Annotated in this window: 10 protein-coding genes; 4 read left to right on the top strand and 6 right to left on the bottom strand. The window is 44.2% G+C overall.

What is annotated here, in order from left to right:
* Positions 1 to 178 precede the first annotated feature (178 nt).
* Complete coding sequence (locus HCZ91_RS09845) at positions 179 to 943, top strand: IclR family transcriptional regulator (RefSeq protein WP_179799227.1); 765 nt, start codon at positions 179 to 181, stop codon at positions 941 to 943.
* Positions 944 to 1,022: 79 nt separating this feature from the next.
* On the opposite strand, the gene HCZ91_RS09840 is transcribed toward HCZ91_RS09845, so the two are convergent.
* The 3 genes from HCZ91_RS09840 to HCZ91_RS09830 all read right to left on the bottom strand — a co-directional run bounded on the left by HCZ91_RS09840 (position 1,023) and on the right by HCZ91_RS09830 (position 4,808).
* Positions 1,023 to 2,093 (bottom strand): histone deacetylase family protein, encoded by a 1,071-nt coding sequence (locus HCZ91_RS09840; RefSeq protein WP_179799226.1) that lies wholly within the window; start codon positions 2,091 to 2,093, stop codon positions 1,023 to 1,025.
* 117 nt (positions 2,094 to 2,210) lie between these two features.
* Entirely contained in the window at positions 2,211 to 3,419 is a 1,209-nt protein-coding gene (locus HCZ91_RS09835; protein WP_218870143.1) for a CaiB/BaiF CoA-transferase family protein, read from the bottom strand.
* A gap of 204 nt (positions 3,420 to 3,623) precedes the next feature.
* The gene (locus HCZ91_RS09830; RefSeq protein ID WP_179799224.1) at positions 3,624 to 4,808 is read right to left on the bottom strand and encodes an acyl-CoA dehydrogenase; all 1,185 of its coding nucleotides are present in this window, start codon (positions 4,806 to 4,808) and stop codon (positions 3,624 to 3,626) included.
* A 191-nt stretch (positions 4,809 to 4,999) separates the two neighbouring features.
* Between HCZ91_RS09830 and HCZ91_RS09825 the strand changes: the two genes are divergently transcribed.
* The 3 genes from HCZ91_RS09825 to HCZ91_RS09815 all read left to right on the top strand — a co-directional run bounded on the left by HCZ91_RS09825 (position 5,000) and on the right by HCZ91_RS09815 (position 8,723).
* A complete protein-coding gene (locus tag HCZ91_RS09825; protein WP_257020038.1) occupies positions 5,000 to 5,827 on the top strand; it encodes an IclR family transcriptional regulator C-terminal domain-containing protein in 828 nt (275 codons plus the stop codon).
* Between the two features lie 163 nt (positions 5,828 to 5,990).
* Positions 5,991 to 7,805: an FMN-binding glutamate synthase family protein gene (locus tag HCZ91_RS09820; protein WP_179799223.1), complete on the top strand. Its 1,815-nt coding sequence runs from the start codon at positions 5,991 to 5,993 to the stop codon at positions 7,803 to 7,805.
* Between the two features lie 105 nt (positions 7,806 to 7,910).
* Entirely contained in the window at positions 7,911 to 8,723 is an 813-nt protein-coding gene (locus HCZ91_RS09815) for a phosphodiester glycosidase family protein (protein WP_179799222.1), read from the top strand.
* Between the two features lie 214 nt (positions 8,724 to 8,937).
* On the opposite strand, the gene HCZ91_RS09810 is transcribed toward HCZ91_RS09815, so the two are convergent.
* From HCZ91_RS09810 to HCZ91_RS09800, 3 genes are all read right to left on the bottom strand, one after another.
* Positions 8,938 to 10,155, bottom strand: coding sequence for a globin domain-containing protein (locus HCZ91_RS09810; RefSeq protein ID WP_179799221.1), 1,218 nt, complete (start codon positions 10,153 to 10,155; stop codon positions 8,938 to 8,940).
* Positions 10,156 to 10,466: 311 nt separating this feature from the next.
* On the bottom strand, positions 10,467 to 11,690 hold the full coding sequence (locus HCZ91_RS09805; RefSeq protein WP_179799220.1) for a VWA domain-containing protein: 1,224 nt from the start codon (positions 11,688 to 11,690) through the stop codon (positions 10,467 to 10,469).
* Between the two features lie 159 nt (positions 11,691 to 11,849).
* Positions 11,850 to 12,713 (bottom strand): MoxR family ATPase, encoded by an 864-nt coding sequence (locus tag HCZ91_RS09800; RefSeq protein WP_179799219.1) that lies wholly within the window; start codon positions 12,711 to 12,713, stop codon positions 11,850 to 11,852.
* Between the last annotated feature and the right edge of the window lie 398 nt (positions 12,714 to 13,111).

The following is a 13,111-nucleotide window of genomic DNA, read 5'->3' as shown; positions in this document are numbered from 1 at the left end:
TAAAATAGTAAGTCGTAAATAATTATTGATAATTCATTATTTGTTCAATATACTGAACACGTATTCTATATACGAGACGTCATTATAAGAACGATATGACGCGATTTGCAACCCTTAATCTCATTATTTTAAAAATTATCTTGTACTTCTTTCTTTTATTTCATTTTATAGGTTATTTATGAGCTCGACTGCCGTGCCTGCGCTAGACAAAACGTTTCAGATTTTGGACTTGATTACTGATAGCTCACAGCCTCTGACAGCGGCTCATATCGCAAAAGAGCTTGGGCTACCGCGTAGCTCCACTCACAATATCTTGCAGAGTCTATTGACCAAACATGTCATTTACAAAGACCCTGAAAGCCGTTTTTATTTGGGTTCATATTTGATGTATTGGGCAGGTAAGTACGAACAGCAGCAAGGCGTGGTTCAGTTGTTTAAGGATTTGATTGTGCAGTATCCGGTACTTCTTCAGCACACAGTAACCTTGTCAAAGCTTGATTTGGGCGAAGTGGTATTTTTGGCTTGTCATGAATCACCTGCGCCGCTTGGCTTTACCTTTCGTGCAGGCGTTCGCGTACCTGCCGTATTTTCAGCGACAGGCAAAGCCATGCTATCGACGTTGTCGCTGGACAGTATCAAATCATTGTATAAAGATACTTTTCCGACGCCGATGACCCAACATGGGGTCAAGAATTTTACCGATTTATCCGCTGAGCTTGCAGCGATACAAGAAAGCCGAGTGTCTCTCGATGATGGACAGTTGCGCGATGGGATGTACTGCTTGGGCACTTATATTCGTAACGCATCAGGCAATGCAGTTGCTGGTATGGCAGTGAGTTTTTTACAAGGAGAGTATGAGTCTAAACGGGCTGAGGTCAGTGCAGTATTGATTGAATTGGCGGAGCAAATTGAGCAGCATTTAGGCTTTACGGCAAATTCATAATGGGTAGGAATCTATAAAAAATAGGTCGCAGAGTTTACTACTACACTCTACGACCTGTTTTATCTACTTTTAGTTTGATTTAAATATTACTGCCGCTATTGCTGTTCTCGTCCATCAGTCCTAATAGGAATGCTTGTAGATTGTCGTTGAGCTTTTGAATGTAATAACCACCTTCCACCAAGACAATCAATGGCTTGTTTAAGGCTGCCATTTTCTGTGCCAATAGTTTAAAGCCTTCGGTACTGACAGAACATCTCGCTTCTGGGTCATTTTCATAAACATCAAACCCCAAGACATGAACGATAACATCAGGGTCAAATAGTGTCACTGCCTCGATAGACTTATCAATATACTCAAAAAATCCCACTTCATCGGTGCCATGTGGCATCGGGAAATTGATGTTGTAACCTTCGCCCTCGCCTATGCCTTTTTCAAACGCGTGCCCTGTTACTGCTGGGTAGAAGTTAACGGGGTCGCCATGTACTGAAGTATAAAGCACGTCTTTACGGTCATAGAATATTTCTTGAATACCCTGTCCATGGTGCATATCCGTATCGATAATGGCAATTTTTGCATATTTCTGGCGTAGATGTTCAGCGATGATGGCAGCGTTATTCAGATAACAAAATCCACCCGCGGCGCTTTTGCGAGCATGATGACCAGGCGGCCGTGAAAAGCAAAGCTGTATATGACTGTCAGCACGCTCGGTATCTGTTGCCTTATCATTTAGCAGTGCTTCGGCTGCATTGAGCGCAGTCTGTGCCGACCAATAGATAGAGGTCCAAGAGTGCTCGCTGATAGGTGCACTGTCATCTGCTTGATACTTCGCCGCTTTTGCCATGATGCCAATACCAGGATTGTCATAAGGCACAAAAATCCCTGTCTGCACCTGCGCACCCAAATCTTCCTCAACCGCCATCCAGTCATCATAGCCATGCTTAAGAAATTCAACATAACCGAAGTCATGGACCGCTAATATTGGTGCGATGCCGATATCGGTGGCAGTAGTCACTTCTAAGCCTAAAGCCGCTGGCGCTTTCGAAAACTCGACTATACGTTCTGGTATTTCTAACGGCTCATGCATCTTTCCATAAGAAAAATAAGGTAATGGTCTATGCAGACTTAGGTTTTCATGGCTGTATATTTTCATGCATCACATTCCTTGTTTGACACTACTTGGTTTTACATTATTTTATTAAAGAAATTCCATTTCCTAGCTTTTGTGTTTAGTTTCTATCACTGTAAATATAAGGCTGTTGACGCTACTTTAAACAATCCCATCGGCTTTTAGCTTTGCGATCATCTCACTGTCATAACCCAAATCAGCAAGCGTACTATCAGTATGTTCGCTCAACTGCGGTGGCGGCGTACGATAGCTGACTGGTGATGCGGATAATTTGATAGGGTTGCCAAGAGCGCGTACTGGACTGCCTTGCTCGGTGAAATTAACGATCATCTCCCTTGCTTGCGCTTGTGGCATAGCCAAGGCTTCAGCCACGTTATAAATCGCACCGCATGGAATACCTACCTGATCTAAAACCTCTAGCCAATAGGTACGTGGCTGCTTGGCAAATTGCTTAGTCAGCTCACCGCACAGCAGTTCGCGATTGGCAACGCGTTGTGGATTGGTCGCAAAGCGCTCATCGGTATGCCAATCAATTGCTAGTACCTCACACAGTTTGGCAAACTGACGGTCATTGCCGCAAGCTAAAATAAAGTGCTGTTCACCCTCGCCAGCAAACACTTGATAAGGCACGATATTAGGATGCTGATTGCCTAGCCTTGGCGGTATCTTATCGGATGCCAGATGATTCATACCGACATTGCCTAGCATGGCAAGCGCACTGTCGAGCAACGCCACATCAACATGTTGACCAACACCCGTATTTTGACGAGCCAATAGTGCCGCCTGAATACCAATCGTTAGCTGCAAACCTGCAAACAAATCGACGACTGCCACGCCAACTTTGTGCGGTTCGCCATCACTAGGACCTGTGATACTCATCAGCCCTGACAGACCTTGGATAATATAATCATAACCAGGACGCGCCGCATCAGGACCTGTCTGACCAAACCCTGTCAATGATGCATAGATCAGACGCGGATTGGACTGTTTTAGGCTGTCATAATCCAAGCCATATTTTTTCAGACCACCGACTTTAAAGTTTTCGACCAAAATATCACTCTCAGCGATTAGCTGCTTAATAATGGTTTGCCCTGTCGGCGTAGTGATATCAACTGTCAGCGATTTTTTATTGCGGTTAATGGTAGCGTAATAAGCGGAGGTGTCATCGCTGAATGTTGGCGGTGCCCAATGACGCGTTTCATCACCGATATGCGGACGCTCAACCTTAATGACTTCGGCACCAAGATCAGCCAGTACTTGTGTACAAGAAGGGCCAGCCAGCACTCTCGATAAATCGAGCACCTTGATGCCATGCAATGCGCCCTTTGGCATATTAGCCATATCAATCATATCAATCATGAGCTTCCCTTACTCTGTCGCGTATTTTGCGACTTTTAATCATAAAATTGTTATTCATGATTTAGCTATTTAACCGTTGAATCATGAATAACAACTGAAAAACGTACGCTACTGTTAATGCTCTTTTGATAAAAAGCCAAGCAGTAACGTACGTCATAAAATACAGTTGTACCAAAAACTATTAGCTAAAAATTCTTAAAAGAACGCTTGAATGCCTGTCTGTGCACGGCCTAGGATAAGCGCATGAATATCATGTGTACCCTCGTAAGTATTGACGGCTTCCAAGTTCATCACGTGACGGATAATATGGAACTCATCAGAGATACCGTTGCCGCCATGCATATCACGAGCGATACGAGCGATATCAAGCGCCTTGCCACAGTTGTTACGCTTAATAAGTGAGATCATTTCAGGTGCTGCATTGTCTTCATCCATCAGACGACCCACGCGTAGCGCCGCTTGTAGACCTAAGGTAATTTCTGTCTGCATATTGGCAAGCTTCAACTGTACCAGCTGCGTTGCCGCTAGTGGACGACCAAACTGCTTACGATCGAGCGTATACTGACGGGCGGCTTTCCAGCAGAATTCTGCTGCACCCATCGAACCCCAAGCGATACCGTAACGGGCTTTATTCAAGCAGCCAAATGGCCCTTTTAGACCACGGATATCTGGGAAGGCATTGGCTTCAGGAACGAATACTTTGTCCATGACAATCTCACCAGTGACTGATGCACGTAGTGAGAACTTACCTTCGATTTTCGGCGCAGATAATCCTTTCATGCCTTTGTCTAAAACAAAACCACGAATCTCGCCAGCATCGTCTTTTGCCCACACGACGAATACGTCAGCGATAGGACTGTTGGTGATCCACATTTTATTACCAGTCAACTCATAACCGCCATCCACAGCGCGCGCACGAGTAGACATCGATGAAGGATCAGATCCTGAGTCTGGTTCAGTCAGACCGAAGCAGCCTACATACTCACCTGTGGCAAGCTTAGGCAAATAACGCTCTCTTTGCTCTTCTGTGCCATACGCCCAAATAGGATGCATCACTAGGCTTGACTGTACGCTCATCGCTGAACGGTAGCCCGAATCAACGGCTTCTACTTCCTTGGCAATCAGACCGTAAGCAACACTCGATAAGCCAGCACAGCCATAACCTTCAATCGTGACACCAAGCAGACCCATTTCACCCATTTGACGCATGATATTACGGTCAAAATTCTCATTGCGATTGGCCTCAATAATGCCAGGCATCAGCTCTTTTTGAAAAAACTGACGCGCGCTGTCGGTGACCATACGCTCTTCTTCAGTGAGCTGATCACGTAGTAAAAAAGGATCTTCCCAATCAAAGCGTGGGCTAGTAGATGTTGCCATGTGGATCTCCTTGGTATCAGTCATCCCGACTGACGAATAGTGATTGATACATCATTTGGTCTAACAAGTCATTGACTTTTTTATTCCGCTGTGCGAAACTTAGTTTCATAATTTAAAACCATTAAAGCAAACTTTCGCTGCGCTGTAAACCTTTATCAAAAAATATCGCCATCAAAAGAGATAGGAATAAAATGACAAAACCATCATTGACAGCTACGCCACTATTAGAACGCATGCATGGCGTTATGAGTCAGAGCAAAGAAGAGAACGACCGACAGTTTGTGACGGCATTGGGACGGGGACTGATCATACTGGCGGCTTTTGAGCACCATGAGCGGCTCACCCATCAACAGCTATGTCAAATGACCGAACTACCAAAAGCAACCATTACTCGCCTTATCCATACTTTGACCACGCTTGGTTTTTTACGTGTCACTGAGCACGGACAGTATCAATTGGGCAGTAGTGCGGTACGCCTAAGCGCGACCGCATGGAGTCGTCACGATATGGTGGCAGCAGCTGAACCACTATTACGGCAGTTCGCTAGTGAAAACGAAGTATCGGTGAATTTGGCAACCGAAGTCGAAGGAGAAATGCGCTATCACGCCTGTTGCCGTAGTCCTGCTCGTCTATCGGTCAATTTACAGGTTGGCTCCGCCGTACCTGTCGCACGCACTGCCATTGGACGTGCTTTTTATGCGGTAAGTACGCAAGCGAGAAAGGCGGTCATCATTAGTAATCTACAAGAGAATTTGTCTGTTGAAGATTATAACCATGCGCAAACTGCCCTAGCCAGTGCGGCAGAGCATTATGAAAAATACGGCTATACCGTGTCTGATGGGGAATTTTCTACTGATATACTGGCAGTCGCGGTCGGGGTCTATGATGTTGCAACAGGACAATACGCGTATTCGCTGAATGCCAGTGTGCCAAGTGCTAACTGGGAAGCGGATGAGTATGCTGCGATGTTCGTGCCAAAATTACAGGCGTTAGCGGAGCGGATTGGTGGTGGTACATAGAGCATATTCAAATGAATAAAATCAAGGTTTAGGCTGGATAAACGAAAACACCATCTATAACCCTGTTACCCATTGATACCGACGTAATGACGTCATGCGTGTATGATGTACGCGACAAATGTAAGCATCTTATCTATATCAATCATTACTATTGAGCCTCGCTATGCCTGAATCTCGTACCAATCTAAACCCTGAACCCAAAACCAGTTCGCCGTACTTTATCGGATTATTACTTCGCTATAGCACGTTTGGCGCGGCGATTTTAATTCTATTGGCGGGCTTATTATTGGTAAGTTGGTGGCTGATTGTGATCGGTGGTTTGGCTGTGGCACTTGGTATCTATGATTTGATTCAGTCTAAGCACGCCATATTGAGCAACTACCCTATCGCTGGACATATTCGCTATGTATTAGAGGATTTTCGCCCTGAGATTCGCCAGTACCTGCTTGAGGACGATAAAGAACAAGTACCGTTTTCACGCCAGCAGCGCGCGCTAGTCTATCAACGTGCTAAGAATGTCAGTGATACCAATGCCTTTGGTACGTTGGACAATTTATATACTCATGGTAAAGAATGGTTTTTGCAATCTACCATCAGTGCACCACTAGAGAACAAAGACTTTCGAATTATGGTCGGCGGTGAGCGTTGTCAGCAGCCACACGATATGTCAGTATTCAATATCTCAGCAATGAGCTTTGGCAGTCTGTCAGCCAACGCCATCATGGCACTCAATCAAGGCGCGAAACTCGGCGGTTTCACCCATGACACGGGCGAAGGTGCGATCAGCCCTTACCATCGCAAATTCGGTGGTGATTTGATTTGGGAATTGGGTACGGGTTATTTTGGTTGCCGTGATAATGATGGTAACTTTGATCCACAGTCTTTTGCTGAAAAAGCCGTCGATCCGCAAGTTAAAATGATTGAAGTCAAGCTTTCACAAGGTGCCAAGCCTGGTAAAGGTGGTGTCCTACCCTCTAGCAAGATCACCCAAGAGATTGCCGACACGCGCCAAGTGCCGACGGGTCAAGACTGCATTTCGCCCTCTTCGCATACTGCATTTAGCACCCCGCGCGAGTTAGTCGCCTTTTGGCAGCAGCTACGTGATTTATCAGGCGGCAAGCCAGTTGGCTTTAAGCTATGTATTGGTCAGCCATGGCAGTTTATGGCGATTGTCAAAGCGATGATAGAGACGGATAACTATCCTGATTTTATCGTTATTGATGGTGCAGAAGGTGGCACAGGTGCAGCGCCCGTCGAGTTCATGGACAATGTCGGCATGCCAATGGTCGAAGGGTTTTTGCTGGTACACAATACCTTAGTTGGTGCTGGTATTCGCGACAAAATTAAGCTTGGCGTCAGCGGCAAGATAGTCTCAGGCTTCGATATTGCGCGCATGATTGCGCTAGGTGCAGATTGGTGCAACTCAGCACGTGGTTTTATGTTTGCGGTCGGCTGCATTCAGTCGCGCTCTTGTCATACCAACACTTGCCCGACAGGTGTGGCAACTCAAGACCCTTATCGTCAAAAGGCGCTCGACGTCCCTAGTAAAGCTGAGCGTGTTGCAAGTTTCCATAAAAACACGCTAAAATCGCTTGCCAGTATCGTAGGTGCGGTTGGTTTACAGCATCCTAGCCAATTACAGCCGTATCATATTGCACGCCGCTTAGACGATGGGCAGATTAAGCTGTTATCCAAATTCTTCTACTTTACTGATAAAGGCGCATTGCTCGATCATAGTGCCCGTGCCGATGTATTTAACCAGATGTGGGTCATGGCAAACCCTGATAGCTTCTTAGCCAATAATGACGCACTCATTGCTTATAATAAAGACTCGCGCGATAAGGGCAAAGACACTGGCGCGCCAACAGAACAAAGCGCTGGATATAATGCTGAGCATTTGACCAATCTTACCGATGGTGGACGATTAATTGGCAATGTGAATAATACAATCCGCGACTTGCCGCCTACTAGCGACTGAATCAGCGCCTAAATCGTTGTACTTGAAAAGTAGGGATGTAAGTGTAATTAAGCAGTAGATAGCAACCAAACTTAAATAATTTGTACATTAAAAGACGCGTGATTGATGCCAAGTTCTCTTTTTACCTTATCCCTATCAACGATAGTGCTTGCGCTAGGCCTTAGTGCCTGCCAGCAGACAAATCCTGACGCAGCTAGCAGCGACACCGATAGCTGGTCATGTCAGACTGAAGACACGCCCTTTGCTTATAGTGTTTGCCGTGTCGATGCTACCGCGTTAGCGAGCGAGCGTTATTCATTACAACTGTTTTGGCAATCCTCTGATAACAATGAGCCTCTGCTGACCTTTGATGCGTTATTGGCCACATTACCGAATCATGAGACCCTCAAATTTGCAATGAATGCAGGCATGTATAATGAAAACTATGCGCCGATTGGCTATACCGTAATCGAAGGCAAAGAACTCAAATCGCTAAATACAAAAGAAGGTGGCGGTAATTTTCATCTATTACCTAATGGGGTTATGTGGTGGGACAAAGCTGGCACAGTGCAAATCACCGAAAGTAATGCGTTAAATGAGCAGCTAAACAATGGTGATGTGCAGCCTTGGTATGCGACGCAATCGGGCCCTATGCTGGTCATCAATGACGAGATACACCCACAGTTCAACCCCAATAGCAGCTCAATCAAACTGCGTAATGGTGCAGGTGTTTGCCGTGATGGCGGTATACAGCTTGTTAATAGCGATGAGCCTGTAACCTTTTATCAGTTTGCAGAGCTATTTAAAGATGAGCTGGGTTGTTCAAACGCGCTGTTTTTAGACGGTGGTATTGCCTCAGCGTTGTATGCGCCTAGTATCGACAAGCAGGATAAAAAAGAGATGGGCGTGATGATTGGATTGGTTGAAAATAAAGAGTAATGCACCCTGATACTCTTTATTTTCAACTAAGATTAAAAAGCACTTAGCGTGATTGTTTCATGCTAAGTGCTTTTTAATAAACGTTTATTTTGAATATTATAGTCAAATAACTTTAAAATGGATACAAGGCAGCCGACTGTAGATTGTACAATTAGTAAATCTAAGGAGGGTAACGACGTAGCGGTTGAGTAGTTCACCGACTATATGTTAAAAACTAACCACCCAAGCTCATCTTAGGGCCAAACGGTTCGTAGTGGACACTATCAACACCATGATCTAATGCTACTAACCCATTAATCATGCTCTCCATAAACGGCATCGAGCCGCACACATAGATATCCGCAGGCTTAGGCAAGGTAGCAAGCCATGTCTCATCTAATATCTGCTCAGACTCAAAGTAGAATATATGCTTTTCTACACTCTCAGCCTGTTCGAGTAACTTACTAACTTGATCAGAAAAAGCATGATGAGCGATATTTTGACATGCATAAACCCAAATAATAGGACGTTTAGGATTGGCTATTACTTGCGCCTCTAACATAGACAGTACAGGCGTCACCCCGACCCCTGCACTCATCAACACTAACGGAATATCATTTTGCTGTACCAAATCTTGATTGAGCGCGAAGTCACCAGCTGGTGCCGATAATAAAACCGTATCACCGACTTCTAGTTGATCATGCATATAGTTAGAGACCAGCCCATGATGTTCATTACGGTTGTCACGTCTGACAGCAAACTGAATCCCTGCATCGGTACTGGCAGAGTATAAAGAATAATGACGTAAGGCTATATGGTCGCTGTCTTTTGGGTCTGTTTTCACCGTGATGTATTGACCAGCGGTTAAGATTAACTTGCTCAAATCAATCTCTAAAGCGTTTGCTGAATCATTGCCCGAATTGTTCTCACTCTTATCGACTGGTACCACGGTAAAGGCTGCGATATCTGTAGCAACTGCTTCTTTTTTAGTGACCTTAAACAGTGCAAACCCCTGCCACATTGCTTCTTCATACATACTATGTTCAATTTGGATAAATACTGAGGCAATTTCATCATAAGCTTCTGTCCAAGCGTCGATAATGTCATCGGTAGCCGCCTCACCTAATACTTCTTTGATCGCCCCAATCAGATGCTTGCCGACGATAGGATAATGCTCAGGCAATATCTGTAAGGATCTATGCTTGTGACTAATTTGAGTCACTTGCGGTAATAACATAGCCAACTTGTCCAAGTGCTTGGCAGCAGCCAATACCGTCATTGCTAGTGCCGTCTGCTGTCTTCCCAATTTTTGATTGGTCTCATTAAAAATATCTAACAGTTCAGGATGCTCGTTAAACATATTTTTGTAAAACACAGTGGTAATCGCAACGCCATGCTCTTCAAGTACAGGAACAGTTGCGGTGACGATTTCTAACGTTTTTGGTGAGGCCATGTTGTTTCTCTTAGTCATTAACTACATTGATAAATTGAGATGTTAAAAATAATCGGTCTAAACTGGCAATAATGAGCAGACCTTTTTACAGTAGTCATCAAAATTTTTAACCGCCCAATTCAGAACATTTATAACATTCATTTAAAATGAATGTTAACACACTTTATTAGACATACCAATATACAATCAATATCGAGCTTATTGGCATCGATAAAAAAACAGCCGCTATGTTATCATAACGGCTGTTGTTATAAGGGTTTAAGCTGTGTTAACAGATTTTATTTATTCATCAATCGGGCTGAATATTAAAATCACCGTGCCATATATTGAGTCATTTCTTCAACACCATGTAGCGTCATCGGATACATCTTATTTTCAAATAGTTTTTTAATTTCAACGATGGTTTGCGTATATTGCCAATACGACGGGTTTTCAGGATTGAGCCAAGTTACTTTATCAAAATGCTCAAGTACGCGCTTCAACCATACGATGCCCGCTTCATTATTCATATACTCTACGCTACCACCGACTGTCATCAACTCATAAGGTGACATCGATGCATCACCGACGAAGATAACACGATACTCACGGCCATATTTATTGAGCAGCTCAAAAGTTGGCATCGGCGCACTATGGCGACGATTGTTATCCTTCCACACATAGTCATACAAGCAGTTATGAAAATAGAAGAACTCTAATGTTTTAAATTCATTTTTTGCCGCAGAAAATAGTTTTTCGAGCGCTTCGACATGGATATCCATACTGCCACCCACATCAAACAGCATTAGCACTTTGACACGGTTACGGCGCTCTGCCTGCATATGTATATCGAGCACACCCTTTTTTGCCGTGCGTTTAATAGTCTCATGAATATCTAGCTCGTCAGCACTGCCAGTCCGCGCAAACTGACGCAGATTGCGTAGCGCCATTTGAATTTGGCGAGTACCGAGCTGATTATCGTCATCGAGATTGCGATATTTACGCTGCTCCCAGACTTTTGCCGCACTGCGTTTGCGAGACTCACCGCCGACACGCACGCCTTCTGGATGGTCGCCGTAGGCACCAAATGGCGAAGTGCCGCCTGTCCCTACCCATTTACTACCACCTTGATGACGCTCTTTTTGCTCTTTTAACCGTTCTTCTAACGCCTTCATCAGCTCTTCAAGCGAGCCGTACTTTTTTAGTAGGCGTCTTTGCTCTTCAGTCAGATTCTTTGGGTCGAGCTTCAGATCCAGCCACTCTTTGGGCACATCTGTTAGCTTGGCTAATAGCTCATCCATATCGAGACTATCGATACCTTCAAAATAATCCGCCATGGCCCGATCGAACTTATCAAAATGGCGCTCATCTTTGACCATGCACAGTCGAATCAGCCGATACATATCTTCGCGGCTAGCAAAAGTAGTCAGTGCTGGATCTTCAGGATGCGTCTGCATCATCAGCCCTTTATCTAACGCGGCATTGAGATCGAGCAGCTCGCGCGTACTGACTGGCACGCCATAAGTACGCAAGGTATAGAATAGTTTGATAAACATAAGAGTCGTATCACTTATTGGCTGATATTATTATCTGGTGATATTGCTGATATCATTAATTGGTACAGGTACAGTCACAGGATGAGCGTTTGCATTGACCTTCATAATAGACATCCGATATCGGACATAAGACGTTAAAGTCAACGCAAGCGGCAAACATTAACGACGCATCATATTGGCAAAACGCTGTAATAAACTCACATCTGCTTCATTTTTGAGCAACGCACCGTATAGAGGCGGGATAGATTTCTCGCCGCGCAGATTTTCTTCTAGCTCGTCTTGAGCCATATCATCAGCAAGTAACAAAGTTAACCAGTCGACCAACTCAGACGTTGATGGCGGCTTTTTAAGACCTTGAATACCACGCAGCTTATAGAAGATATCCAATGCATCATTGACCAGTTTTTCCTGAATGTCTGGAAAATGCACTTCGATAATTTGGCGCATGGTTTCTTCTTCTGGGAAGTCGATATAATGGAAAAAGCAACGACGCAAAAACGCATCTGGCAGCTCTTTTTCATTGTTTGAGGTAATAATAACTACTGGACGCTGCGCCGCTGTAATAGTTTCGCCAGTCTCATAAACATAAAAAGACATCTTATCAAGCTCATGTAGCAAATCATTTGGGAACTCGATATCGGCTTTATCAATCTCATCAATCAGTAGTACGCTACGCTCTGTACTGGTAAAAGCATCCCACAGCATGCCCGGCTTGATATAGTTGGCAATGTCATAGACCTTATCATCACCCAACTGTGAATCGCGCAGGCGTGATACCGCATCATATTCATACAGTCCTTGCTCAGCCTTAGTCGTCGATTTTACGTGCCAAGTAATCAATGGCATGCCCAAACTCTCAGCAACTTCTTCGGCAAGCAACGTCTTACCTGTACCAGGCTCGCCTTTGATCAGCAATGGCTTTTGTAAGGTCATGGCGGCATTTACGGCCAGTTGCAAATCATCGGTAGCAATATAACTACTGGTACCAGTAAAGTTTTGCTTAGTATTGTCAGCTGTGGTCATAATCAGATCTCGATTGTTGTTATAGATAAGTTGTTATAAATGGATAGGTCTAAAACATAAATGACTAATAACGAATAAATTGGTAAAGAATAAATTAGATTAGCACAGCCTGATGCATTGCCAAAATACTCATGCGTTCGCATTTATTAACAATTGTTATGTGCAATGTATAGTGAGCAATTATTTATATGCCTAATAAACAGTCGAGCATAAAAAAAGACACGCAGCGGTGTCTTTTTATTCGGGTATCAAATAAATTCTAAAACAATAGTACTATCTTAAGGAAGTTTCCTAAAAACTGTGTAACTGCTTATAATCCATTAACAGGAGAATAAGCAATGACTAACCAAACTGACATCAAAAAACTGGCCGAGCAAATGGCTGGTAGCATGAAAAGC

This window comes from Psychrobacter sp. BI730, assembly GCF_013414195.1.
Classification (GTDB): domain Bacteria; phylum Pseudomonadota; class Gammaproteobacteria; order Pseudomonadales; family Moraxellaceae; genus Psychrobacter.
This window is presented reverse-complemented; position numbering and strand designations above follow the sequence as displayed.